The 25,920-nt window shown below is 61.4% G+C and carries 22 protein-coding genes and 1 pseudogene; 15 read left to right on the plus strand and 8 right to left on the minus strand.

Translation table 11 applies throughout. From position 1 onward, the window contains the following. Positions 1-12: 12 nt before the first annotated feature. From ACQRBT_RS23925 to ACQRBT_RS23965, 9 genes are all read left to right on the plus strand, one after another. Positions 13-918, plus strand: coding sequence for an AraC family transcriptional regulator (locus tag ACQRBT_RS23925; protein ID WP_060757051.1), 906 nt, complete (start codon positions 13-15; stop codon positions 916-918). A 216-nt stretch (positions 919-1,134) separates the two neighbouring features. After that, positions 1,135-2,418: an ABC transporter substrate-binding protein gene (locus tag ACQRBT_RS23930; protein WP_372241730.1), complete on the plus strand. Its 1,284-nt coding sequence runs from the start codon at positions 1,135-1,137 to the stop codon at positions 2,416-2,418. A gap of 92 nt (positions 2,419-2,510) precedes the next feature. Beyond that, positions 2,511-3,401, plus strand: coding sequence for a carbohydrate ABC transporter permease (locus tag ACQRBT_RS23935; protein ID WP_060757053.1), 891 nt, complete (start codon positions 2,511-2,513; stop codon positions 3,399-3,401). A gap of 10 nt (positions 3,402-3,411) precedes the next feature. Then, positions 3,412-4,242: a carbohydrate ABC transporter permease gene (locus ACQRBT_RS23940; RefSeq protein WP_060757054.1), complete on the plus strand. Its 831-nt coding sequence runs from the start codon at positions 3,412-3,414 to the stop codon at positions 4,240-4,242. Between the two features lie 37 nt (positions 4,243-4,279). Beyond that, complete coding sequence (locus ACQRBT_RS23945; RefSeq protein WP_060757055.1) at positions 4,280-5,383, plus strand: ABC transporter ATP-binding protein; 1,104 nt, start codon at positions 4,280-4,282, stop codon at positions 5,381-5,383. A gap of 16 nt (positions 5,384-5,399) precedes the next feature. Beyond that, positions 5,400-6,881: a mannitol dehydrogenase family protein gene (locus ACQRBT_RS23950; protein ID WP_205343684.1), complete on the plus strand. Its 1,482-nt coding sequence runs from the start codon at positions 5,400-5,402 to the stop codon at positions 6,879-6,881. A 135-nt stretch (positions 6,882-7,016) separates the two neighbouring features. After that, entirely contained in the window at positions 7,017-8,498 is a 1,482-nt protein-coding gene (xylB, locus tag ACQRBT_RS23955) for a xylulokinase (RefSeq protein WP_060757057.1), read from the plus strand. Positions 8,499-8,510: 12 nt separating this feature from the next. Then, the gene (locus ACQRBT_RS23960) at positions 8,511-9,452 is read left to right on the plus strand and encodes a carbohydrate kinase family protein (protein ID WP_060757058.1); all 942 of its coding nucleotides are present in this window, start codon (positions 8,511-8,513) and stop codon (positions 9,450-9,452) included. Positions 9,453-9,535: 83 nt separating this feature from the next. Then, the gene (locus tag ACQRBT_RS23965) at positions 9,536-9,817 is read left to right on the plus strand and encodes a DUF2790 domain-containing protein (RefSeq protein ID WP_060757059.1); all 282 of its coding nucleotides are present in this window, start codon (positions 9,536-9,538) and stop codon (positions 9,815-9,817) included. A gap of 123 nt (positions 9,818-9,940) precedes the next feature. Here the strand turns inward: ACQRBT_RS23965 and ACQRBT_RS23970 are convergent, their stop codons facing one another. Together ACQRBT_RS23970 and ilvA are read right to left on the minus strand one after the other, a co-directional pair. Then, a complete protein-coding gene (locus ACQRBT_RS23970) occupies positions 9,941-10,210 on the minus strand; it encodes a DUF1652 domain-containing protein (RefSeq protein WP_060757060.1) in 270 nt (89 codons plus the stop codon). Between the two features lie 250 nt (positions 10,211-10,460). After that, entirely contained in the window at positions 10,461-11,483 is a 1,023-nt protein-coding gene (gene ilvA / locus ACQRBT_RS23975) for a threonine ammonia-lyase, biosynthetic (RefSeq protein WP_081087100.1), read from the minus strand. 272 nt (positions 11,484-11,755) lie between these two features. On the opposite strand from ilvA, the gene ACQRBT_RS23980 reads away from it, so the two are divergent. Together ACQRBT_RS23980 and map are read left to right on the plus strand one after the other, a co-directional pair. Then, positions 11,756-11,956 carry a ParD-like family protein gene (locus ACQRBT_RS23980; RefSeq protein WP_060757061.1) on the plus strand — a complete coding sequence of 67 codons (201 nt, stop codon included), beginning with the start codon at positions 11,756-11,758 and terminating at the stop codon, positions 11,954-11,956. After that, positions 11,956-12,711: a type I methionyl aminopeptidase gene (gene map, locus ACQRBT_RS23985; RefSeq protein WP_060757062.1), complete on the plus strand. Its 756-nt coding sequence runs from the start codon at positions 11,956-11,958 to the stop codon at positions 12,709-12,711. Before ACQRBT_RS23980 ends, map begins: the two co-directional genes overlap by 1 nt. Positions 12,712-12,838: 127 nt before the next feature. Here the strand turns inward: map and ACQRBT_RS23990 are convergent, their stop codons facing one another. Next, a complete protein-coding gene (locus ACQRBT_RS23990) occupies positions 12,839-14,425 on the minus strand; it encodes a RimK family protein (RefSeq protein ID WP_090371404.1) in 1,587 nt (528 codons plus the stop codon). A gap of 94 nt (positions 14,426-14,519) precedes the next feature. Between ACQRBT_RS23990 and ACQRBT_RS23995 the strand changes: the two are divergent. Continuing rightward, positions 14,520-14,969 (plus strand): annotated as a pseudogene (locus tag ACQRBT_RS23995) (GNAT family N-acetyltransferase); the annotation flags it as partial. Here the strand turns inward: ACQRBT_RS23995 and sfnG are convergent. Next, positions 14,965-16,050: a dimethylsulfone monooxygenase SfnG gene (sfnG, locus tag ACQRBT_RS24000; protein ID WP_161550238.1), complete on the minus strand. Its 1,086-nt coding sequence runs from the start codon at positions 16,048-16,050 to the stop codon at positions 14,965-14,967. The pseudogene ACQRBT_RS23995 and the gene sfnG sit on opposite strands and share 5 nt — an antisense overlap. Positions 16,051-16,316: 266 nt before the next feature. On the opposite strand from sfnG, the gene ACQRBT_RS24005 reads away from it, so the two are divergent. After that, complete coding sequence (locus tag ACQRBT_RS24005) at positions 16,317-17,561, plus strand: acyl-CoA dehydrogenase family protein (RefSeq protein ID WP_412046832.1); 1,245 nt, start codon at positions 16,317-16,319, stop codon at positions 17,559-17,561. A gap of 88 nt (positions 17,562-17,649) precedes the next feature. On the opposite strand, the gene ACQRBT_RS24010 is transcribed toward ACQRBT_RS24005, so the two are convergent. The 4 genes from ACQRBT_RS24010 to ACQRBT_RS24025 all read right to left on the minus strand — a co-directional run bounded on the left by ACQRBT_RS24010 (position 17,650) and on the right by ACQRBT_RS24025 (position 21,342). Further along, positions 17,650-18,435 (minus strand): sulfite exporter TauE/SafE family protein, encoded by a 786-nt coding sequence (locus tag ACQRBT_RS24010; RefSeq protein WP_412046831.1) that lies wholly within the window; start codon positions 18,433-18,435, stop codon positions 17,650-17,652. A 91-nt stretch (positions 18,436-18,526) separates the two neighbouring features. Next, entirely contained in the window at positions 18,527-19,297 is a 771-nt protein-coding gene (locus tag ACQRBT_RS24015; RefSeq protein ID WP_412046830.1) for a class I SAM-dependent methyltransferase, read from the minus strand. A 35-nt stretch (positions 19,298-19,332) separates the two neighbouring features. Then, positions 19,333-20,637, minus strand: coding sequence for an ATP-binding protein (locus tag ACQRBT_RS24020; RefSeq protein ID WP_090371414.1), 1,305 nt, complete (start codon positions 20,635-20,637; stop codon positions 19,333-19,335). A gap of 3 nt (positions 20,638-20,640) precedes the next feature. Then, positions 20,641-21,342: a response regulator transcription factor gene (locus tag ACQRBT_RS24025; RefSeq protein ID WP_104993489.1), complete on the minus strand. Its 702-nt coding sequence runs from the start codon at positions 21,340-21,342 to the stop codon at positions 20,641-20,643. On the opposite strand from ACQRBT_RS24025, the gene ACQRBT_RS24030 reads away from it, so the two are divergent. Both ACQRBT_RS24030 and ACQRBT_RS24035 read left to right on the plus strand, forming a co-directional pair. Further along, a complete protein-coding gene (locus ACQRBT_RS24030; RefSeq protein ID WP_412046829.1) occupies positions 21,235-22,785 on the plus strand; it encodes an efflux RND transporter periplasmic adaptor subunit in 1,551 nt (516 codons plus the stop codon). The two genes, ACQRBT_RS24025 and ACQRBT_RS24030, sit on opposite strands and share 108 nt — an antisense overlap. A 6-nt stretch (positions 22,786-22,791) precedes the next feature. Further along, positions 22,792-25,890, plus strand: coding sequence for a multidrug efflux RND transporter permease subunit (locus ACQRBT_RS24035; RefSeq protein WP_412046828.1), 3,099 nt, complete (start codon positions 22,792-22,794; stop codon positions 25,888-25,890). Positions 25,891-25,920: the final 30 nt, after the last annotated feature.

Consider the following 25,920-nt stretch of genomic DNA (forward strand, 5'->3'; position numbering starts at 1 on the left):
AGCGACGGCAGCATGACCCGAGCAACGCGAATCACCGACCCTTCCTACGAGCTGATGGACGACCACAACGGCCTGTCCATCATCTATCGCCAGCATGGTTTCCCCTGCCCTCTGGTGCGCTGGCACTTCCACAAGGAATACGAGCTGCACCTGATCGTCGCCAGCTCCGGCAAGGTGTTTATCGGGGACTATATCGGCAATTTCTACCCGGAAAGCCTGTTCCTCACCGGCCCTAACCTGCCCCACAACTGGATCAGCCAGGTGGAGGAAGACGAGGTGGTGCCCAAGCGCGACATGCTGGTGAATTTCACCGATGAGTTGCTGGAGAACGGCAGCCAGATCTTTACCGAACTCAAGACCTTGGCGCCGCTGTTGGAGCGGGCACAGTACGGCATCGAATTTCGCTGCAAAAAGACCATCGCCCAAGCCATGACCTTGATGCAACGTATCGAAGACGCCCAGGGCATGGCGCGCCTGGGGCACTTCTTTATCCTGCTGGAGGTGCTCAGCGCCTGCGAGGACTACCAGTTGCTCTCGGGCGTCACCACCCCGCAACTGGCGGATGAACACAGCATCGACCGCACCAACCGCGCGGTGGACTATATCTTTGCTCACTACGCACGCGAGCTGCCGCTGGAAGAAGTGGCGGACTACCTGGGGATGAAGCCGACCTATTTTTCACGGGTCTTCAAACAGGCCACCGGGCGCACGTTTATCGAATTCGTCAATCGACTGCGCATCAGCAAATCCTGCGAACTGCTGGCCGACGGCGATAAAGCGGTGACGGATGTATGTTTTGAATCCGGGTTCAACAACATCTCCAACTTCAACCGACGCTTTCAGCAGCTCAAGGGCATGACCCCGTCCCACTATCGGCGTTTGGCGGTGCAGCGGTTGACTGAGCAGAACCTGGCCTGAAGCTTTCAGTCACCGGCCGCGAGTGCAAAAAAGTATCAGCCGAAGTGCTCCCAAGGATTTGTCACCTCCCCATTTCAAGGCTGTAATCAACGCACACTCTTCCTGACTCCCTGTGGGAAGACACAACAACAATAACTGTCCTTCTGTAGCCCTCTGGGCGCGGAAATGGAGTGCGCGATGAAGTTCACAGCAAAATCTCTGCTTGCCTTTACTTGCATGACCACCTGCATGACCCTCAGCGCCGTCAGCTTTGGCGCGCAAACCCTGACCATCGCCACCGTGAACAACAGCGATATGATCCGCATGCAAAAGCTCTCGAAAACCTTCGAGACCGAGCATCCGGAGATCAAGCTGAACTGGGTGGTGCTCGAAGAAAACGTATTGCGCCAACGCCTGACCACCGACATCGCCACCCAGGGCGGGCAGTTCGACGTGTTGACCATCGGCATGTACGAAGCCGCACTGTGGGGCGCCAAAGGCTGGCTGGAGCCGATGAAGGATCTGCCGGCGTCCTACGACCTCGACGACGTATTCCCTTCGGTGCGTGACGGCCTGTCGGTCAAAGGCTCGCTGTACGCGTTGCCTTTCTACGCCGAAAGCTCGATCACCTATTACCGCACCGACCTGTTCAAGGACGCCGGGCTGACGATGCCCGAACATCCCACCTGGACCCAGATCGGCGAATTCGCCGCCAAACTCACCGACAAGACCAAAGAGCAGTACGGCCTGTGCCTGCGTGGCAAAGCCGGTTGGGGCGAGAACATGGCGCTGATCACCACCCTGGCCAACGGCTACGGCGCACGCTGGTTCGATGAGAAGTGGCAGCCGGAATTCAATGGGCCTGAGTGGAAGGACGCGCTGACCTTCTACGTCGACAACATGAAGAAATCCGGTCCGCCCGGTGCGTCCAGCAACGGTTTCAACGAAAACCTGGCGCTGTTCAACAGTGGCAAATGCGCGATCTGGGTCGACGCCAGCGTGGCCGGCTCATTCGTCACCGACAAAACCCAGAGCAAGGTGGCTGACCACGTCGGCTTCACCTTCGCCCCCCACGAGAAAACCGATAAGGGCACGTCCTGGCTGTACTCGTGGAGCCTGGCGATCCCGACCAGTTCCAAAGCCAAGGACGCCGCCAAGGTGTTCACCAGTTGGGCCACCTCCAAGGAATACAGCCAACTGGTGGCCAAGACCGACGGCATCGCGAATGTGCCGCCAGGCACGCGCAAGTCGACCTACAGCGACGAATACATGAAGGCCGCGCCGTTCGCCAAGGTGACGCTGGAATCGCTGAAAGTCGCCGACCCGACCAAACCGACGCTCAAGCCGGTGCCGTATATCGGTATCCAGTTGGTGACCATTCCTGAGTTCCAGGCGATTGGTACCCAGGTCGGCAAGTTCTTCTCCGGTGCGCTGACGGGCCAGCAGACGGTGGACCAGGCCTTGACCGCAGCGCAGACCACCACCGAGCGTGAAATGAAGCGGGCCGGTTACCCCAAGTAACCCAGGCATCTCACCGTCAAATGTGGGAGGGGGTTTGCCCCCTCCCACCCTGACCGCACTCCGATTCTCGCTCTGTACTGGCCTTGAATACCATGAATACACCCGCCAAAAACCGCCTGGCCAACCCCGGCTGGTTCCTCGTCAGCCCTTCGGTGGCCTTGCTGCTGTTGTGGATGATCGTACCGCTGGGCATGACCCTGTACTTTTCGCTGATCCGCTACAACCTGCTCTACCCCGGCGAAAACTCATTCGTGGGGTTGGAAAACTTCACCTACTTCATCACCGACTCGGGCTTCCTGCCCGGCGCGACCAATACCCTGCTACTGGTGGGCAGCGTACTGCTGATCAGCGTGGTGTTCGGCGTGCTGATCAGTGCCCTGCTGGAAGCCAGTGAGTTCTTCGGTCGCGGCCTGGTGCGGGTGATGCTGATCTCGCCGTTCTTCATCATGCCCACCGTCGGTGCACTGATCTGGAAGAACCTGATTTTCCACCCGGTCTCGGGGATTCTCGCCGCCGTGTGGAAGCTGTTCGGAGCCGAGCCGGTGGACTGGCTGGCGCACTACCCGTTGCTGTCGATCATCATCATCGTGTCGTGGCAATGGCTGCCCTTCGCCATTTTGCTGCTGATGACCGCCATGCAATCCCTCGACCAGGAACAAAAGGAGGCGGCGCGCCTGGACGGTGCCGGCGCCATTGCGATCTTCTGGCACCTGACCCTGCCCCACCTGGCGCGCCCGATTGCCGTGGTGGTGATGATCGAAACCATCTTCCTGCTCTCGGTGTTCGCCGAAATCTTCACCACCACCAACGGTGGCCCGGGCTACGCCTCGACCAACCTCGCCTACCTGATCTACAACCAGGCGCTGGTGCAGTTCGACGTGGGCATGGCCTCGGCCGGCGGCTTGATCGCCGTGGTCATCGCCAATATCGCGGCGATCATCCTGGTGCGGATGATCGGCAAAAACCTGACTGACAAGCCTTGAGGGCCGCGCCATGACGCTTCAACAATCCCGCCGCCTGCAAAGTGTGTTGCTCGGCACGCTGGCCTGGGCCATCGCGATCCTGATTTTCTTCCCTATCTTTTGGATGGTGTTGACCAGCTTCAAGACTGAAATCGATGCCTTTGCCACGCCGCCGCAGTTCATCTTCACGCCGACGCTGGAGAACTACCTGCACATCAACGAGCGCAGCAATTACTTTGCGTACGCCTGGAACTCCGTGGTGATTTCCTTCAGCGCTACCGCCCTGTGCCTGCTGATCTCGGTGCCGGCCGCCTACTCCATGGCGTTCTACGAAACACAGCGCACCAAAGGCACGCTGCTGTGGATGCTGTCCACCAAGATGCTGCCGCCGGTGGGGGTATTGATGCCGATCTACCTGCTGGCCAAGAGCTTTGGCCTGTTGGATACGCGGATTGCGCTGATCATCATCTACACCCTGATCAACCTGCCGATCGTGGTCTGGATGGTTTACACCTACTTCAAGGACATCCCCAAGGACATCCTCGAAGCCGCCCGCCTGGATGGCGCCACCCTGTGGCAGGAAATGGTCCGCGTGCTGCTGCCGATCGCCAAGGGCGGCCTGGCCTCCACCGTGTTGCTGTCGCTGATCCTGTGCTGGAACGAGGCGTTCTGGTCGCTGAACCTGACCTCGTCCAGCGCCGCCCCGCTGACCGCGCTGATCGCCTCGTACTCCAGCCCCGAAGGCTTGTTCTGGGCCAAGCTGTCGGCCGTGTCGACGCTGGCCTGTGCGCCGATCCTGATCTTTGGCTGGATCAGCCAGAAACAGCTGGTGCGCGGTTTGTCCTTCGGCGCCGTGAAGTAACGGTTTCCTGATAATAATTTGAAGATGGAGGCCCATCATGGCCAACCTGAAAATCAACAATCTGCAAAAAGGCTTCGAAGGCTTCTCGATCATCAAGGGCGTCGACCTGGAAGTGAATGACAAGGAATTCGTGGTGTTCGTCGGCCCATCGGGCTGCGGTAAATCGACGCTGCTGCGCCTGATCGCCGGCCTGGAGGAAGTGACCGAAGGCACCATCGAACTGGATGGCCGCGACATCACCGAAGTGACCCCGGCCAAGCGCGACCTGGCGATGGTGTTCCAGACCTATGCGCTGTACCCGCACATGAGTGTGCGCAAGAACATGTCGTTTGCCCTGGACCTGGCCGGTGTCGACAAAAAACTGGTTGAAAGCAAAGTCAGCGAAGCGGCGCGCATTCTCGAACTGGGCCCGTTGCTGGAGCGCAAGCCCAAGCAACTGTCCGGCGGCCAACGCCAACGCGTGGCGATTGGACGCGCGATTGTGCGCAATCCGAAGATCTTCCTGTTCGACGAGCCGCTGTCCAACCTCGACGCCGCGCTGCGCGTGCAGATGCGCCTGGAACTGGCACGCCTGCACAAGGAACTGCAAGCGACCATGATCTACGTGACCCATGACCAGGTCGAAGCCATGACCCTGGCCGACAAGGTGGTGGTGCTCAACAGCGGCCGCATCGAGCAAGTCGGCTCGCCGCTGGAGCTGTATCACCGGCCGGCCAACCTGTTTGTGGCAGGGTTTCTCGGCACGCCGAAAATGGGCTTCCTCAAAGGCCAGGTCACCCGCGTCGACAGCCAAGGCTGCGCCGTGCAGCTGGACGCCGGCACCCTGATCAACCTGCCCTTGAGCAGCGCCAGCTTGAGCGTAGGCAGTGCCGTGACCCTGGGGATTCGCCCGGAGCACCTGGAAATCGCCGCACCCGGCCAGACCACGCTGACCGTCACCGCCGACGTCGGCGAACGCCTGGGCAGTGACACCTTCTGCCATGTCGTGACCGCCAGCGGCGAGCCTTTGACCCTGCGCATTCGCGGCGACATGGCCAGCCAGTACGGCGAAACGCTGCACCTGCACCTGGACCCGGCGCACTGCCATCTGTTCGATACCGAGGGTGTCGCCGTGGCCCGCCCACTGCGCGCCGCCGCCTGATTTCGCGAGACTTGTGATGAAACTGAATAAACAGCACCTCACTCAACTGGCGCCGCAGGTGAAACTGCCGGCCTATGCGATTGCCGACACCACCCAAGGCATCGCCCATATTGGCGTCGGCGGTTTCCACCGTGCGCATCAGGCGTATTACACCGATGCCCTGATGAATACCGGCGAGGGCCTGGACTGGAGCATCTGCGGCGTCGGCCTGCGCAGCGAGGATCGCAAGGCGCGCGACGACCTGGCCGGCCAGGACTACCTGTTCACCCTGTATGAACTGGGGGATACCGACGACACCGAAGTGCGCGTGATCGGCTCGATCAGCGACATGCTGCTGGCCGAAGACGGTGCCCGGGCGCTGATCGACAAACTGGCCAGCCCCGAGATTCGCATTGTTTCGCTGACCATCACCGAAGGCGGCTACTGCATCGACGACAGCACTGGCGAGTTCATGGCCCATCTGCCGCAGATCCAGCACGACCTGGCCCACCCGAACGCACCTAAAACGGTGTTCGGGTTCATCTGCGCGGCGTTGACCCAACGCCGTGCGGCGGGCACTCCGGCATTTACCGTGATGTCCTGCGATAACCTGCCGCACAACGGCGCGGTCACCCGCAAAGCGCTGCTGGCATTTGCCGCCCTGCACAACGCCGAGCTGCACGACTGGATCAAGGCCAACGTGAGTTTTCCCAACGCCATGGTCGACCGCATCACCCCGATGACCAGCACCGCCCATCGCCTGCAACTGCATGATGAGCATGGCATCGACGATGCCTGGCCAGTGGTGTGCGAACCCTTTGTGCAGTGGGTACTCGAAGACCGCTTCGTCAACGGCCGCCCGGCGTGGGAGAAGGTCGGCGTGCAGTTCACCGACGACGTCACACCGTATGAAGAAATGAAGATCGGCCTGCTCAATGGCAGCCACCTGGCGCTGACCTACCTGGGTTTTCTCAAGGGCTACCGGTTTGTGCACGAGACCATGAACGACCCGCTGTTTGTGGCCTATATGCGTGCCTACATGGACCTGGACGTCACGCCGAACCTGGCACCGGTGCCGGGCATCAACCTGAGCGACTATAAACAGAGCCTGGTGGAGCGCTTTTCCAACCGGGCGATTGCCGACCAGCTGGAGCGCGTGTGTTCCGACGGCTCGTCGAAGTTTCCCAAGTTCACCGTACCGACGATCAATCGCCTGATTGCCGACGGCCGGGAGACTGAACGCGCAGCACTGGTAGTCGCCGCCTGGGCGCTGTATTTGAAGGGTGTGGATGAGAATGGCGTGAGCTACAAGATCCCCGACCCGCGTGCCGAATTCTGCCAGGGGCTGGTGAGCGATGACGCCTTGATCAGCCGGCGCCTGCTCGCGGTTGAAGAGATTTTCGGCACGGCTATTCCCAATTCGCCTGAGTTTGTGGCAGCGTTTGAGCGGTGCTTTTCCAGCTTGCGCGATCACGGCGTCACCCGAACCCTGGAGCACCTGCTGAAGAAACCGGCTTGAAACTGTGGGAGGGGGCTTGCTCCCGATAGCGGTGGGTCAGTTAAGTCTGTATTGACTGGTGCACCGCTATCGGGAGCAAGCCCCCTCCCACATTGACCGCATTTACCATCAAACAATAATGCTGAGCACCCCACCATGACCCGGCAAAACCTGTTCCTTGGCATCGACTGTGGCACCCAGGGCACCAAGGCCATCGTCCTTGATGCTTCCAGCGGCAAAGTCCTGGGCCTGGGCGCCGCCGCGCATACACTGATCAGCGGTGCCAACGGCCGGCGCGAGCAGCACACTCAGGAGTGGCTCGACGCCTTTACCGAAGCCACTCACCGCGCCCTGCAACAGGCTGGTGTGGATGGCCAGGACATCCTCGGCATCGGTGTTTCCGGCCAACAGCACGGGCTGGTCTTGCTCGATGACCAGGGCCAGGTACTGCGCCCGGCCAAACTGTGGTGTGACACCGAAACCACGCCTGAAAACGAGCGCCTGCTCGCGTATCTGGGGGGCGAACAAGGCTCGCTGGAACGTCTCGGTGTGGCGATCGCACCGGGCTACACCGTGTCGAAACTGCTCTGGACCCGCGAACAACATCCGCATGTATTCGCCCGCATCGCCCATATCCTGTTGCCCCACGACTACCTGAACTATTGGCTGACCGGCCGCGCCGTCGCGGAATACGGCGATGCTTCAGGCACCGGTTACTTCAATGTGCGCACCCGCGGGTGGGATCTGGACCTGCTCCAGCACATCGACCCCAGCGGCCGCCTGGAGGCCGCGTTGCCGCAGCTGATCGAGGCGAACCAGACGGTGGGCAGCGTGCTGCCGGCCATCGCCGAACGCCTGGGCATCAATCCCGGCGCGGTCGTTTCCAGCGGTGGTGGCGACAATATGATGGGCGCCATCGGTACCGGCAATATTGCACCGGGCGTCATCACCATGAGCCTGGGCTCATCGGGCACCGTGTATGCCTTTGCCGACCCACCCAGCGTCAGCCCGCAGGCATCGGTGGCGACCTTCTGCTCATCCAGCGGCGGCTGGCTGCCGCTCATCTGCACCATGAACCTGACCAATGCCACCGGGGTGGTTCGCGAGTTGTTCGAGCTCGACCTGGCGGCATTCAACAGCCTGGTCGCGCAAGCCCCGATCGGCGCCGAGGGCGTGAGCATGCTGCCGTTCCTCAACGGCGAACGCGTGCCCGCCCTGCCCCACGCCACCGGCAGCCTGCACGGCTTGACCATGACCAACCTGACCCGCGCCAACCTCTGTCGCGCCGTGGTCGAAGGCACCACCTTCGGCCTGCGCTACGGCCTGGATCTGCTGCGCCAGACCGGCCTGCAAAGCCAGAGTATCCGACTGATCGGCGGTGGCTCGAAAAGCCCGGTGTGGCGGCAGATGGTCGCCGATATCATGAACACCGAAGTGGTGTGCACCGAACAAAGCGAAGCCGCCGCCCTGGGCGCGGCGATCCAGGCCGCGTGGAGCCAGTCCGGCGAATCCCTGGCCAGCCTCTGCGACAAATGTGTGAGTGTCGACCCCACCAGCCGTACCCTGCCGGTGGCAAGCAATGTCAGTGCCTATCAACAGGCTTACGAGCGCTACCAGCAGCTCGTGGCAACCCTTTAAGAGCGAACGACTATGTATCTGGTGTGTGGCGAAGCGCTGTTCGATTTTTTCAGCGAAGAAGATGCCAGCGGGCAGGCTTCCAAGGTCAATTACAAGGCGATTGCCGGGGGATCGCCGTTCAACGTGGCGGTGGGCCTGCGCCGTCTCGGTATCGCGGCCGGTCTGTTCGGCGGGTTGTCGACCGACTTCCTGGGGCGACGCCTGCTGCAGGTGCTCAAGGACGAGGGCGTAGATGAGCAATTCCTGGTGGAGTTTGCCGCGCCCACCACGTTGTCGATGGTTGCCGTGGGTGCCAATGGCTCGCCGCAGTACAACTTCCGTGGTGAAGGCTGTGCCGACCGACTGCTGGAAATCGCCCATCTACCCGAGCTGGGCGCAGACATTCGTGGCTTGCATATCGGCTCATTTTCACTGGTGGTACAGCCGGTGGGCGACACCCTGCTGAGCCTGGTCAAGCGCGAAAGCGGCAAGCGTTTGATCAGCCTCGACCCCAACGTGCGCCTCAACCCGCAGCCGGACATCCAGCTATGGCGCGACCGCGTGGCCGAGCTGGTCAAGCATGCAGACCTTATCAAGGTCAGCGATGAAGACCTGCACCTGCTCTACCCCGAGCAATCGCCGGAAAGCGTGCTGCAAGGTTGGCTGCAGCACCGTTGCCAGCTGGTATTCCTCACCCGCGGCGGCGATGGCGCCAGCGTATTCAGCCGCCAGCACGGCACGTGGTCGCAACCGGCAGTCAAGGTGGTGATGGCCGATACCGTGGGGGCGGGTGACACCTTCCAGGCTGCGCTGATTGCCTGGTTGACCGAGCAACAGCTGGATTCGGTGGAGGGCCTGCAGCAGCTGACCCGCGCGCAGGTGGACAGCATGCTCGGCTTTGCCATCCGCGCCGCCGCCATGACCTGCAGCAAGACCGGACCGGACCTGCCGTATCGCCACCAGTTGGGTTCATGAAGGTTTTGTCAGCCAGGAAAAAATTAATCGATGGTTAATCCCGCCGGTCGACAGTGAAGTCGAACCCTTTGCGGAGCACCATCATGAAACTGCGTACCTTACTGTTTACCGGCCTGTTCACCGGCACATTGGCTCTGGCGGCAGGCTCGGGCATGGCCCAGGCCGATACCTCGCCGGCTGCGGCCAAACCCGTGCAATATCAATACGGGATGCCATTGAACATCGACAGAGTGATCGCCATGCACGAAACCGATACCGACGAGTGCAAGGTCATCAATGCGGATATCAAATTCGTGGACAAGGCAGGCAAGGTGGAAGACGTGGGCTACCGGAAGATGTCCGAAGCCTGCGACTTTCAGAATTGAAGCGTTGAAGCATCAGGAAAATGCACACCCCGCCCGCCTGCTCGCGGCGGCCACGGTAACGGCACTGGGCCTGGGATTTATCCAGGCCCACCGGTCTTCAGTCACTCAACCTCAGGCGTCGGCCTAGTAATAGCCACGTCCGCCAACTCTTTGCAGGACGGGTGCATGGGCTTGCCGGAGGTCTTCACGCAACCCGGTGATCAGGTTGCAAATGGCTCGACTGCTGTCGAGTGTGTCCGCGTTTATCCCTTTGACTTCCAAATCCACCCGGTCACGATCCTGGTCGTCAAAGACTTTGATCGTCAGCGAAGCATCTTCGGCTTTGGTGCATTCGCACCGTTTGGGCAGGAAACTTCCTTCAATAATGCTGCGAAGTTCTAATTCCGAAAGCATGACCAACCTCTCCTTATATTTATGAGACTGCCAACTACATCATGGTGTGTCCGGCAGGCATGTGCCCTGCCACGTCTTGCCGACCCTGGAAGACGCTTACCTCCATCAGCCTACTCGGCAAACTCAAGGTGCGTTGTAACCATTCCTCATAAGCACACCGCTGATTCATATAACTTGACGCATGCCCCGTTTATACCGAGTGAACTTTCGTCGAAACCCGCTGATTAAACGTTTAACGTACGCACTTGTATTAAACCGGACCTTGTGCGGCGACCCTTTCAGCAACATGTCGTAAACTATCAAAGTTGATATTGGCCCCTGAATTAACCGCCACCAACGTTTGCCCGCGCACATCCCGTTGCGCCACATAACGGCGTAGCCCAGCCACCGCCAGTGCGCCGGAAGGCTCGGTGATGGCGCGGGTATCGTCGTAGATCAACTTGATGGCACTGCACAATTCGTCGTTGCTTACGGTGATGACTTCATCCACCCAGTTGCGGCAGATCTCAAACCCGTACGCGCCGATCTGCGCCACCGCCGTGCCATCGGCAAACCCATCGACACTGGGCAGCACCACCCGCTCGCCCGCTTGCAGGGCGGCCAACAGGCAACTGGAGCCTTCGGACTCGACCCCGACGATGCGCACTTGCGGCCGCAGGTATTTGACATACGCCGCGATGCCAGCGATCAAACCACCGCCCCCCACCGGCACGAAGATCGCGTCCAACGGCCCCTGCTGCTGACGCAGTATTTCCATGGCAACCGTGCCTTGGCCGGCAATCACATCCGGGTCATCAAAGGGCGAGACAAACGTGCAACCCGAGGTCTCGACCAGTTGCAGCGCGTGGGCCAGGGCCAACGGGAAGCTCTCCCCATGCAGTACCGCGTCGGCGCCACGCGAGCGCACGCCCAACACCTTCAACTCCGGCGTGGTACACGGCATGACAATGCGCGCGCGGATCCCCAGCTCACGCGCCGCCAGTGCCACCCCCTGGGCATGATTGCCCGCCGACGCCGTCACTACGCCTCGGGCCTTTTGTTCGGCCGTCAGTTGCACCAGGCGGTTGTAGGCCCCGCGGATCTTGAAGGAGAACGTCGGTTGCAGATCTTCGCGCTTGAGCAACACCTGGTTGCCCAGCAGCGCCGACAGCGCCGGCGCGGCTTGCAAGGGGGTGCGCACCGCCAGGTCATAAACCGGCGCGGCGAGGATCTTTTTCACGTAGTGCTCAAGCAGGCTCGTGTCGGTGGCCTGGACGGCGCGGCGGGTAGTCATGGGTGGCTCCTGGTGGTGTGTGAGGCGCCCAGGAGTCGGAAAAACAAAACCCGCCTCTAGGGCGGGTTTGGGTGCAGCCGTGTGCTATCCCGCCAAATGAGGAATGGCGGTAATAATGCTTGGCTGGCTGCGGAAGGCTTGAAATGTCATGCAACGAAATTAACCGGCGACCCGCAGGCAAGTCAATGCTCACGCTCCATTTATCCGCCGGGCTTTACGAGCGATATATGAAACATATACGCTTTGTATATTCCATTTACGCAGTGAACCCTATGGGCATCATCAAGATCACCGACCCGTTGCACGAACAACTACGCCTGGCCAGCGCCGCCATGGACCGCTCCATCAACGCCCAGGCCGAATTCTGGATCAAGATCGGCCTGCTCGCCGAGCTCAACCCGCACCTGCCCTACAACGAACTGATCAACAAGCTGTTGCTGGACAAACCCGATCTGATCCGAGGCCGCAGTTGATGATCAAGACACCCGCACAACTGGTCGTGATGCGTGAAGCCGGGCGTCTGCTGGCCCAGGTGTTTACCCTGCTCGACGGCCTTGTCGCCGCCGGCCGCTCAACCCTGGAGCTGGACAGTGCCGTCGAGGCGTTCATCCGCAACGACCTCAAGGCCCGCCCGGCGAGCCTGGGGCAATACGACTACCCGTTCTGCATCAACACCTCGATCAATGAAGTGGTGTGCCATGGCATGCCCAGCGCCAAGGATATCCTCAAGGACGGCGACATCATCAATATCGACATCACCCTGGAAAAAGGCGGCTTTATCGCTGACTCCAGCAAGATGTACATGATCGGAAATGTGGCCCCCAAAGCCCAGCGGCTGGTGGAAAAGACCTTTGAGGCGATGTGGGCCGGCATCCGCCAGGTCAGGCCCGGCGCACGGTTGGGGGATATCGGGCATGCGATCCAGAGCCATGCGCAGGCCAATGGGTACAGTGTGGTGCGTGAGTATTGCGGCCACGGGATTGGGCGCCAGATGCACGAAGAACCGCAGATCCTGCACTTCGGCCGGCCCGGCACCGGGATGGAGTTGCGTGAAGGGATGGTGTTCACGGTGGAGCCGATGCTCAATCAGGGCAGCTCGAAAGTGCGCAGCCTGAAGGATGGATGGACCGTGGTGACCCGGGACAATAGCTTGTCGGCACAGTGGGAGCATACCGTGGCGGTGACGGCGGACGGGTTCGAGGTGCTGACGCTGCAGCCCGCCGTTTGACCCGCTTGTTGTAGGAGCAAGCTTGCTCGCGAAAACCCCACAGGCGCCGCGTTCATTCAGGCAGCACGCGTTATCGTTGACGTTTTTCGCGAGCAAGCTCGCTCCTACAGGCGGCAAATGCCGGGTATTACCAGACCTGCCCTTGGCGCTTCAACTCCAGGCGCCGCACAAACTCCTCCAGCACCAGGCCGTACAGGTCATCTTGCAGGTAGGCATCTTCGATGCCTGCATCAAGGTTGGGGTTGTCGTTCACCTCGATCACCACCACCTTGTCGCCGGATTGCTTGAGGTCCACGCCGTAGAGGCCGTCGCCGATCAGGTTGGCGGTTTTCACCGCCAGCTCCACCACCGCCTTGGGCGCTTCGTGGACGGCCAGGGTGCGGCACTCGCCGTTGATGTCCTGGCCGATGGCTTTGTGGTTGTAGATTTGCCAATGGCCTTTGGACATGAAGTACTGGCAGGCAAAAATCGGCTTGCGGTTGAGAACGCCGATGCGCCAGTCGTACTCGGTGTAGAAAAACTCCTGGGCCAATAACAGTACGGAATGTTCGAACAATTCGGCAGTGGCCTTGAGCAAGGCTGCCTGGCTTTCCACCTTGATCACGCCACGGGAGAAACAACCGTCGGGGATCTTCAACACCAGCGGGAAGCCCAGGCGTTCGCCGACTCGCTCGAAATCCTGCGGGCGTTCCTTATAGAGGATTTCGGTGGCGGGCATGCCCAGTTGATGGCTGTTGAGCAGGTCGGTGAGGTAGACCTTGTTGGTGCAGCGCAGGATCGATGCCGGATCGTCCATCACCACCAGCCCTTCGCTCTCGGCCTTTTTGGCGAAGCGATACGTGTGGTTGTCGACGCTGGTGGTCTCGCGGATCAGCAAGGCGTCATATTCGGCGAGGCGTGAGTAATCCTTGCGCTCGATGAGTTCCACATCAATCCCCAGGCCCCTGCCGACCCGCACGAAATTCTCCAGTGCGCGGGCGTTGGACGGTGGCAGTTGCTCCTGGGGATCATGCAGGATGGCCAAGTCATAACGCGCCAATCGACGGGAGCGCGGTTGGCGCCAGATCTTGCGGCTGTAGTTGTCGAGGGCATGGGCGAACTGGTCTTCCTGATCATCGCGCAACTTATGCAATACGCCGGACTTGACCCCTTCGATATGCCAACCGTTATGTTTGCGAAACTCAACTAACAAAATCGGACAGGGGAACGTTTCAAATAACTGGCGGGCCAATTCCTGCAAAGCGTCTATATGCGTTCGGCCAAAGTAAAGGGTCAGGGTAAACCCTTCGGTATTGCTGTAAAGATGATGACTCAAGGCTTTATCGAGGGTTTTATCCAAGTTATCCAGGGACAAGCCATACAGCGACTTCCTGGTCAATTCACTGATGGTGCGCACCGACGGAATCACCTTGTGCCCGCGCGCCTCGGCCAGCAACGAGCAATAGTAACCGTGCCCCAGGTACTTGTAGCTGCGGCACAGGTTGATGACCTGCACGCGCTTGCCCGGCTCGCTTTCGCGGGTTTGTTCCAGGTATTCCTGGGCAGTGACGATGTCTTCGCTGGGAAAGTAGGAAGCCCAGTCTTCCTTGCGTTCGACAATGATCACAACTTGGCTTGGACGTCTGGGTACGCTGGAAAAATAACCCTCGGAGGTTATTGTCGCCGCGACAGTTTGCTCGGATACTTCACGCCAATGACTGTTTACCGCCGACATAATATTTGATCCGCTTTAGAGAACTCGACCTTTTCTATTAAGCACGATCTTTTAGAGAAGTCCCGTTTCGTTACGCAACTTTTACGGCGGTCATATGGCTCTTTCTTTGCGCATTGCAACCTTGGCGGACGTGCCCGAATTGATGGCACTGGAACAGCAGTGCTTCACCAGCGATCGGCTTTCGTTACGCAGTTTTCAGTGGATGATCAGCCGAGCGCATGGACAGTTGTGGGTCGCTGAACGTGATGGGCAATTGCTCGGCTATGCGCTGCTGCTGTTGCGGCGCGGCAGCGCCCTGGCCCGCCTGTATTCGATTGCGATCACCCAGGCTGCGCGCGGCTGCGGCCTGGGTGTGCAATTGCTGACGCATATGGAGGCCCGCGCACGGGAGCAGGGCTGCGCCGCCCTGCGCCTGGAGGTGCGCACCGACAACCCGGTTGCCCTCACCTTGTATGAGCGCAACGGTTATCGGCGCTTCGCCCTGATCAACGACTACTATGCCGACCACACCGCCGCCCTGCGCCTGGAAAAACCGCTGCTCAGGCCACCTGTTTGACGCCGGCCCTGGCCTCCAGCTCGCGTACCAGCGGCAATACCCGCTTGCCGAAGTACTCGACTTCCTCCTGGAAGTGCAGGAAGCCGGCCAGCACCAGGTCCACTCCCACGGCCTTGAGCGCAACAATGCGCTCGGCGATTTGCTGCGGTGTGCCGATCAGGTTGGTCTTGAAGCCGTCGTTGTACTGCACCAGGTCCTCGAAGCTGGACTTGGCCCAGTTGCCCTCGCCTTCCGGTGACGCTTGGCCGGCCTGTCGGGCTGCATCGCCAAAGGCATTCACCGCTTGCGCATCGGCCTTGTCGATTATCTCCGCCAGCACCGCCTGGGCTTCTTCTTCGGTGTCGCGGGCGATCACAAAGGCATTCACGCCGATTTTAACCGCATGGTGATTGGCTGCGGCCTTGGCGCGAATATCATCGACCTGGGCCTTGATGCCTTCGGGGGTATTACCGTTGGTGAAGTACCAGTCCGACACCCGCGCCGCCATGTCCCGCGCGGCCCGCGAGCTGCCGCCCTGGAACACTTCTGGCTGGCCGAGGGGCTTGGGTTTGAGCGTGTAGTTGTTGAAACGGTAGAAGTCGCCCTTGAAGGTGAAGTCGTCCTGGCTCCAGATGCCTTTGAGGGCACGGATAAACTCCTCGGAACGGCGGTAGCGCTCATCGTGCTCCAGCCAGGGCTCGCCAATGGCCTGGAATTCGCCCTTGAACCAGCCGCTGACGATGTTCACCGCGATACGGCCGTTGGTGAGCTGGTCGATGGTCGCCAACTGCTTGGCCGCCAGCGCCGGTTGCCAGGGCCCCGGCAGGATCGCGGCGATGACCTTGAGCTTGGTGGTCGCCGCCAATAGTGCATGGCTGAACGCCACGGATTCATGCTGGTTTTCCGCACCGTAACCGGCGGTAAAGCGAATTTGCGTCAGGCCGTATTCAAAGCCCGCCGCTTCGGCCAATTGCGCCAGTTTGCGGTTGTAGTCGATGCCCCAATGGGTGCGTTGTTCGATTTTGCTGACCACCAGCCCACCGCTGACGTTGGGTACCCAATAGGCGAATTTCACGGCTTGCTGACTCATCTGGCTGTACCTCACACAAGGGATGTACGAGGGCTTGAGCAGCAAGCATGCCAGGCTCAGGCAAAGGCCCGTGCTACAGGCGCTGCGGCGAATAAAGCGGGTCGGCACGCCGGGCGGCGGCTGGCGCGCAACCTGTCTATTTGTCGATCCGCTGTTGCTGGAGCAACAGTGCGCCGCCGCGCTTGCCCCGTAAACACTGGCCCGCAGGCCCGGCACGGACTGTGCAATTGCCTCAGGACTTGATCACTGCCGAGGAGCTGTTCCCCATGACTGAGCAACACATCATCAACCCGCTGTCCGTCGGCGTTGACTACGCCACCTTGGCCGCACGGTTCCGGCCGATCTTCCAGCGTATCGCCGAGGGCGCGGTTGCACGCGAACATACCCGCACCCTGCCCCACGAGCCGATCGAGTGGCTCAAGCAAGCCGGTTTTGGCGCCGTGCGGGTCCCGCTGGAATACGGCGGTGGCGGCGCCTCGTTGCCCCAGTTGTTCGAGCTGTTGATCGAGCTGGCCGCCGCCGATTCGAACGTCCCCCAAGCCCTGCGCGGGCATTTTGCCTTTGCCGAAGACCGCTTGAATGCAGCACCGAGTGCCGGGCGCGACCTGTGGTTCAAGCGTTTTGTCGACGGCGACCTCGTCGGCTGTGCCTGGACCGAAATCGGCAATGTCGCCATCGGAGAGGTGGTCACGCAGGTCAGCCCCGACGGCGATAAGTGGCGGCTCAACGGTGAAAAGTTCTACAGCACCGGCAGCCTGTTCTCGGACTGGATCGACGTCTACGCCCAGCGCAGCGACACCGGCGCCGATGTGATCGCCGCCACCCGCACGCACCAGCCCGGCGTGGTGCAAAGCGACGACTGGGACGGTTTTGGCCAGCGCACCACCGGCAGTGGCACCACACAGTTTATTGAGGCGCAGGTGGAAGCTGAAAACGTCATCGACTTTTCCACCCGCTTCAAATACCAGACGGCGTTCTACCAGTTGGTGTTGCTGGCGAGCCTGGCCGGGATTGGCCAGGCGGCACTCAATGACGTGGCTCACCAAGTGCGCAGCCGCAAGCGTATCTACAGCCATGGCAATGCCGCGCATGCCAGCCAGGACGCACAGGTTCAGCAAGTGGTGGGCGAAGTCGCCGCGTGGGTGTATGCCGCCAAAGCCAGCGCCTTGAAAGCTGCCGTACCGGCACAACGGGCCTACCTGGCGCGCTTTGCGGGAGATGATGCGGCAGAACGCGAGGCCAATGTGGCGGCTGAAATTGAGTCGGCGACGGCGCAGGTGGTGGTGTCGGCATTGATCCAGCGCGCCACCACTGAATTGTTCAACGCGCTGGGCGCGTCGGACGTACGCCAGGGCAAAGCCCTTGACCGACACTGGCGCAATGCGCGCACCGTGTCGTCCCACAACCCGGTGATCTACAAGGCGCGGATTGTCGGCGATTGGGTGATCAATGGCACCGAGCCGCCGTTTGTGTGGCAGATCGGCAATGGCCCGGCGGGGCTTAAAAAGTAAGGGGCAAGCCCTAATGCCAGTCAGTTAAGGCTTAACGCTGTCACTGTGGGAGGGGGCTTGCTCCCTCCCACATTGACCGGTGCTTATCTTAAAAAGCCAGCTTGTAGCCGATGCTCATCAACATGATCGCCAGGCACGGGCGCAGCACGCCGTCCGGGACTTTGCCGGTCATGTGGCTACCCAGGTAAATGCCCGGCAGCGAGCCCATCAGCAGGAAGCCCAGCAGGTGCCAGTCCATGTTGCCCATGCTGGCGTGGCCCAGGCCCGCCACCAGGGTCAGCGGCACGGCGTGGGCGATCTCGGTGCCCACCAGGCGGCGCGTGGCCAGGAGGGGATAGAGGATAAACAGCGCAACGGTGCCCAGGGCGCCGGCGCCGATGGAGGTCAGGGCAACCATGGTGCCGAGGATGGCGCCGGTCACCACCGTGAGCCCGTTCAGGTTGCGCGGGCTCATGTGGTAATCATCGCCGGCATGACGTTGAGCGAAGGCCAACAGGCTTTTCTTGAACAGAATCGCCAGGGCCGTCAGCAGCAGCACCACGCCGAGAGCCTGTTTGATCACCGCGTTCATCGCACTGGGATCGGTGTGCAGGCTGGCAAGGAACCACAGGGTCAGCAACACCGCCGGTACGCTGCCCAGGGTCAGCCAGCCGGTGATGCTCCAGTCGATATTGCGGTTCTTGCTGTGGACCAGCACCCCACCGGATTTGGTAATGGCGGCGTACAGCAGGTCAGTGCCCACGGCCGTCGCCGGGTTGATGCCGAACCACAGCAGGATCGGCGTCATCAACGAACCACCGCCGACACCGGTCATGCCCACGATAAAACCGACGATCAGGCCAGCGACGACAAACCCCAGATTACCCACATCCATTACAGCTACCCATGGCCTTATAAATTTCTGGCGGCAGGATAGCGATTTTTCTTATAACGACTTATACCAATATGATCTGACTTTATGCCTTTTAGCTTAGTCGGTGGCACACGTACGCTTGAGTCTGGTACGGGAACGCCACGCTATCGCGCCCTTGCAATGCGGGGTGAGTGTCGATCAGCGCCTGCAACTGCGCCCTGACCTTGGCCTTTTCGGCATCGGGCAGCGCGGCGATAAAGCTCACCGACAGGAAACGGTCCATGATCACTTCCTGCGGGCTGCCCACATGCTGGTAGGGAAAACAGGTGAGTTCAGGCGCGGAAAAATACTTGCCGGTGAACGCTTCGCGCCAGCGCCCGGTATGAAAGCGCGGCGTGTCACCTTCATAAGGCGTAATGATTGCACTGATGGCGGCGACCCAGTCCACCGACTCATCGCGCACATTCCACACCAACCCCAGGCGCCCTCCGGGTTTAAGTACACGGTGGATCTGCGCGAGTGCCGCTTGCGTGGCGAACCAATGAAACGCTTGGGCGCAGACCACTGCGTCGGCGGTGGCATCCCCTAGCGGGATCGATTCGGCGGTGCCTTCCACCAGGCGCACATCGGGTAGCGACCTGATCAATTGCGCGGCCATCGCCGCAATCGGCTCGACGGCGATCAGCGCAGGCGTCAAGGTGCTGAGCAAGCGGGTGAACTTGCCGGTACCGGCGCCCAGGTCGATCACCGTCGACTGCGGCTCAACCCCCAGCGCCTCACCGAGCCAACCGATGAGTTGCCGTGGGTAGTCGGGCCTGCCCTGGGCGTAGGTGGCGGCCTGGGTCGAGAAGCCCTGCTGGGCAGACGCGTGAACATCGGTCATTGTCGAACGCTCCTCAGTCGAATCGGGGAGCCTGATTATGCGCCTGCCGCCGGCAACCACAACCTGAACCGTGCGCCGCCCAAGGGTGAGGCCAACGCGGTCAATGTTCCGCCCTGGGCTTCAACGGCGCGCCGGCTGATGGCCAACCCCAGGCCGAAGCCGCCGGTGGCACGGTCGCGGCTGCGATCCAGGCGATAGAACGGTTCGAAAATGCGCTCGCGCTGGTCCAGCGGGATGCCGATACCGTCATCGTCCACGCAGATCTCACAGCCTTTGGGACACACCTTCACCCCCACCTGAATGCGCTTTTCACAATAACGCGTGGCGTTGCGCAGCAGGTTCTGCAACGCGCGGGCGGTGAGGCGTGGGTCAAGGGCGAAACGCTCGACAGCACAGTCAAGCGCCACATCGATGACGATCTCGGGGTTTTCCATCTCGTCATCGACACTGCCCAGTACGCTGTCGATAAACTCGTCGAGCATCACGTCCACCTGCTCCGGCAAGTGCGCCGGGTTTTGCAGGCGGCTGTAGGAGAGCAATTCCAGCACCAGCTCATCCAGTTCGCGAATATGCGCCACCAGGCTTTGCAAGCGTTCGCGGCTGGCCTGGGGCAAGTCTTCGGACAAGGCCAGCGCCAAGCCGAAATCCAGGCGCGTCAGCGGCGTGCGCAGCTCGTGGGAGACCGCATTGAGCAGGTCGCGTTGCTGGTTGAGCAAGTGCTCGATGTCATCGGCCATGGTATCGAACACCGACGCCAGGCTGCCGATGTTGGAACTGGGCGGGATGTGCGTTCGCTCACTGAGGTTCCCCCTGCCCAGGTGCGCAGCCGTGGTTTTCAGGCGCTCCAGGTCACGCCAGTGCGGGCGCAGCCAGACCAGCAGGCAGGCCAGCAGCGCCGCGCCGATCAACACATTCATCGACCAGTACAGCAGGTTCATGTCCATCGGGTCGGGCGGAACGGTCAGCTTGACCACGAACTGCTGGTTGATCGGTGAACTGATGTCCTCGACCCACCCCCACTCCCCCAGGCGAATCACCGGCTTGCCTTGCTCGAACAGCTTCTCCTCCTCGGGCGTGTAGCTGGCGTCCTGGCGCAACAGCAATTGCACCTTGAGCGGGGCAAAGTCGCGGCCGAGTTGCTCGGTGACCTGCGACCAGCGCTCCACCGGCGCCCGCAGGTATTGCTTGACGATCAGTGCTTGCTGGCCACGCGTCTGTTCGACGTTGTAGTCCATGTAGCGATGTTCGAACAACTGGATGACCAGCTTGGGAATCAGGAAGATCGCCGCGCTGTAGGTGACGATGGTGATCAGGTAGAGACGAATCAGCACACGGAACATGAATCAGCATTCCCACTCGGAACGGCTGAACAGGTAACCCTTGCCCCACACCGTCTTGATCTTGCGCGCCTCACCGGCATGGTCGTCGAACTTGCGACGCAGTTTGGAGATGGCCACGTCCACCGAGCGGTCGGTGCCATTGAATTCGATACCGCGCAGGCGTTGCAGGATCTGGTCGCGGCTGAGCACTTCGCCGGCATGCCGGGCCAGTACCACCAGCAGGTTGTATTCACCGCTGGACAGCTCCACCGGCTGCTCGCGCCAGGTCACCGTGCGTTCGGACAGGTCGATGCACAGGTTGCCCATGATGATCTGGTCATTGGCCATCTGCGGTTCGGACAGGCTGCTGCGGCGCAGCAAGGTACGCACACGGGCAAGCAGTACACGCGGCTCGCAGGGTTTGGTGACGTAGTCGTCGGCGCCCATTTCCAGGCCCAGCACCTGGTCGTGGCTGTCGTCGCGGGCGGTCAGCATCAGGATCGGCAGGCCCGCCGAGTCGGCGCGCAGCAGACGGCACACTTGCAAGCCGTCGAGGCCGGGCAGCATCAGGTCGAGAATCACCAGGTCCGGCGGGTTGAGACGTGCACGTTCGCGTACATGATCGCCCCGGCTGAGCACGCTGACGTGGTAGCCGTTGCGTTCCAGATAGCTGGCAATCAGTTCCGAGAGTGCGGCGTCGTCTTCCACCAGAAGGATGTTGGGCATAAAGGTGTTTCCAGAAAATACAGTATTGGTCGAACAAAAATCCCATGTGGGAGGGGGCTTGCTCCCGATAGCAGTGGTTCAGCGCAGCCTATTTCAGCTGATACACCGCTATCGGGAGCAAGCCCCCTCCCACATCGGATCTCCCGTGCCGGCAAGGTTGTGCAAGGATATACGCCCGCGGCGCCCAGCGCGCCGCACCTTACATTTCTTCACAGACACGCTACACAGCTTCACAGCACCACGGCGCAGGTGACCTTAGGATGCAGCCGTCATTATTGGGATAAGAGCATGTCGAAGAATCTGTTTGCGCCGTTTTGCCTGCTGGCCCTGACGCTGGCCCTCAGCGCTTGCGGCAACTCGGCGGACGAAGCGCCGGAAATGCCCCTGGCCAAAGTCCGCATCGAAACCCTGCAGGCCAAGCCCCTCTCCATTACCAGCGAGTTGAGCGGGCGCATCGCCGCCCCGCGAATTGCCGAGGTGCGTGCGCGAGTGGCCGGCGTGGTGATGCAACGGGTGTTCAAGGAGGGTCATGACGTCAAACAGGGCGACGTGCTGTTTCGCATCGATCCGGCACCGTTCAAGGCTGACCTGGACAGTGCCCAGGCCAACCTGAGCAAAGCCGAGGCCAATGCCTTCCAGGCTCGCTTGCAGGAACAGCGCTACAGCCAGTTGGTCGACGGCAACGCCATCAGCGCCCAGGACTACGACAATGCCCGCGCCAACCTGCGCCAGACCAATGCCGAAGTCGCCGCTAACAAGGCGGCCGTCGAACGCGCCCGGCTGAACCTGGGCTACGCCACCGTGACCGCGCCGATTTCCGGGCGTATTGGCCGCGCATTGGTGACCGAAGGCGCACTGGTCGGCCAGAACGAAGCCACGCCACTGGCGATCATCCAGCAACTGGACCCGATCCACGCCGACCTGACGCAGTCCACCCGCGAGCTGAATGACCTGCGCCGCGCCTTCCGCGCCGGCAGTCTGAAGCAGGTCGGCCAGGACCAGGCCAAGGCCACACTGATCCAGGATGACGGCAGCCCGTACCCGTTGCCGGGCAAATTGCTGTTTACCGACATCAGCGTCGACCCGGGCACCGGGCAGATCACCCTGCGCAGTGAGTTCCCCAACCCGAACCTCGACCTGCTGCCCGGCAGCTTTGTACGGGTGCGCCTGGAACAGGCCGTCGACAAGCAAGGTATCAGCGTGCCGCAACGCGCCATTACCCGTGACAGCGCCGGCATACCGATGGTGCTGCTGTTGGATGCCGAACAGACCGTCAGCCAGCAACCCGTGGAGTTGGGCGCCGTGATCGAGGACCGCTGGGTCGTCAGCAGTGGCCTCAAGCCCGGCGACCGCATCGTCGTCGAAGGGCTGCAACATGCGCGCCCCGGTGAAAAAGTCGAAGTGGATGACAGCCCTGCCTCGGGCCGTCTCGTAAAGGAATAACCCGCCATGCCGCAGTTCTTTATTGACCGCCCGATCTTCGCCTGGGTGGTCGCCCTGTTCATCCTGCTGGCCGGCGCAATCGCCATCCCGCAGTTGCCGGTGGCGCAGTACCCCAACGTCGCACCGCCGAAGGTGGAAATCTACGCGGTGTACCCGGGCGCCTCGGCCCAGACCCTGGACGAAAGCGTGGTCAGCCTGATCGAGCAGGAGCTCAACGGCGCCGACCACCTGCTGTACTTCGAATCCCAGAGCAGCCTCGGCTCGGCGACGATCACCGCGACCTTCCAACCGGGCACCAACCCGGAAATGGCCCAGGTAGACGTGCAGAACCGTCTCAAGGCGGTGGAATCGCGCCTGCCGCAGGCGGTGACCCAGCAAGGCTTGCAGGTGGAGAAAGTTTCCGCAGGCTTCCTGCTGCTGGTGACCCTGACGTCCAACGACGGCAAGCTCGACGACGTGGCGCTCAGCGATTACCTGGCGCGCAACGTGATGAACGAACTCAAGCGCCTGGACGGTGTGGGCAAGGCCCAACTGTATGGTGCCGAGCGCGCCATGCGGATCTGGATCGACCCGCAGAAGTTGATCGGCTTCAACCTCACGCCGGCCGACGTCAACGCCGCGATCAGCGCGCAGAACGCGCAGGTTTCGGCGGGCAGCCTGGGCGATTTGCCGGGGACCAGGACCCAGGAAATCACCGCAGCGATCCTGGTCAAGGGCCAGCTGTCGACGCCGGCGGAATTCGCCGACATCGTGCTTAAAGCCAACCCGGACGGCTCCACCGTGCGCATCGGTGATGTGGCGCGGGTGGAAATCGGCAGCCAGGAATACCAGTTTTCCACCCGCCTGAACGGCAAGCCGTCCACCGCGGTCAGTGTGCAGCTGTCACCCGGCGCCAATGCCCTGAACACCGCGACCCTGGTGCGGGCGAAGATGGATGAGCTGTCGCGTTACTTCCCGGCCAACGTGGAATACAAGATCCCGTACGACACCTCGCCGTTCGTCAAGGTCTCGATCACCAAGGTGGTCTACACCCTGCTGGAAGCCATGGCGCTGGTGTTTGCGGTGATGTTCCTGTTCCTGCAGAACGTGCGCTACACCTTGATCCCGACCCTGGTGGTGCCGATTGCCTTGATGGGCACTTTTGCGACCATGCTGTTGCTGGGGTTCTCGATCAACGTGCTGACCATGTTCGGCATGGTACTGGCCATCGGCATCCTGGTGGACGATGCGATTGTGGTGGTCGAGAACGTCGAGCGCATCATGGCCACCGAGGGCCTGTCGCCCAAGGAGGCAACGCGCAAGGCCATGGGCCAGATCACCGGCGCGATTGTCGGCATCACTCTGGTGCTGGTCGCGGTGTTCCTGCCGATGGCGTTCATGCCGGGTTCGGTGGGGGTGATCTACCAGCAATTCTCGCTGTCGATGGCCACCTCGATCCTGTTCTCGGCGTTTCTGGCCCTGACCTTGACACCCGCCTTGTGCGCGACCCTGCTCAAGCCGATTGCCAAGGGCGAACACCACGCCAAGGGCGGTTTTTTCGGCTGGTTCAACCGTCGCTTTGAAAACCTCACCGACCGCTACGAAGGCTGGGTGGCCTATGCGCTCAAGCGCAGCGGCCGCTATTTGTTGATCTACGTGGTATTGCTGGTGGGCCTGGGGTGGATGTTCAGCCGCCTGCCCTCCTCGTTCCTGCCGGTGGAAGACCAGGGCTACACCATCACCGATATCCAACTGCCGCCGGGTGCGAGCAAGAACCGCACGGTGCAGGTGGCCGAGCAGATCGAAGCGCACAACGCCGAAGAACCTGGGGTGGGTGATACCACCATGATCATGGGTTTCAGTTTCTCCGGTTCCGGGCAGAACGCGGCGTTGGCGTTTACCACGCTCAAGGATTGGTCGGAACGTGGCAGCGATGACGCTGCCGCATCGATTGCCGAGCGCGCCAACATGGCCTTCACCGAACTCAAGGACGCCGTTGCCTACGCGATCCTGCCCCCGCCGGTCGATGGCCTGGGCACCTCCAGCGGTTTCGAGTTCCGTTTGCAGGACCGCGGTGGCGTCGGCCATGCCGGCTTGATGGCAGCCCGCACCGAGCTGCTGGCGGCGGCGGAAAAAAGCCCGATCCTGGCCAACGTACGCGAAAGCGCCCTGGCCGAAGCGCCTCAAGTGCAGTTGCAGGTAGACCGCAAGCGAGCCAACGCCCTAGGCGTTTCGTTCGCCGATGTGGGTAATGTGTTGTCCTCGGCCGTCGGCTCGGCCTATATCAACGACTTCCCCAACCAGGGCCGCATGCAGCGGGTGGTGGTGCAGGCCGAAGGCGACCAGCGCAGCCAGGTGGCGGACTTGATGAAGATCAACGTACGCAACAACGCCGGGAAGATGGTGCCCCTGTCGGCGTTTGTCGAAGCCAAATGGACTCAGGGCCCGACGCAGTTGACGCGCTACAACGGCTACCCGGCCATCGCCATCAGTGGTGAACCGGCGCCGGGTCACAGTACCGGCGAGGCCATGCAAGAGATCCAGCGCCTGGTCAGCCAACTGCCGGCGGGCCTGGGCCAGGAATGGACGGGGCTGTCGTTGCAGGAGCGCTTGTCCGGCTCCCAGGCGCCGCTGTTGCTTGGTCTGTCGCTGCTGATCGTGTTCCTGTGCCTGGCGGCGCTGTACGAAAGCTGGTCGATCCCGACCTCGGTATTGCTGGTGGTGCCGCTGGGTGTGCTTGGCGCGGTCGTGGCCGTGGCCTTGCGGGGCATGCCCAACGATGTGTTCTTCAAGGTGGGCCTGATCACCATCATCGGCCTGTCGGCGAAGAACGCGATCTTGATCATCGAGTTCGCCAAGGACCTGTACCAGCAGGGCGACGATCTGATCGACGCCACCTTGAAGGCTGCGCGGTTGCGCCTGCGGCCGATCATCATGACGTCGCTGGCGTTCATTCTCGGCGTGGTGCCGCTGGCGATTGCCACCGGTGCCAGTTCGGCGAGCCAGCAGGCGATTGGTACGGGGGTGATCGGCGGAATGATCACGGCGACATTGGCGGTGGTGTTTGTGCCGGTGTTCTTTGTGGTGGTCATGAAGTTGGTGCGCAAGCGCCATAAGACCGAGTGATGCTATGGTGCTCACAACCCCTGAGTTGTG

It is taken from the genome of Pseudomonas sp. R19M, from assembly GCF_050312585.1.
Classification (GTDB): Bacteria; Pseudomonadota; Gammaproteobacteria; order Pseudomonadales; family Pseudomonadaceae; genus Aquipseudomonas; species Aquipseudomonas palleroniana.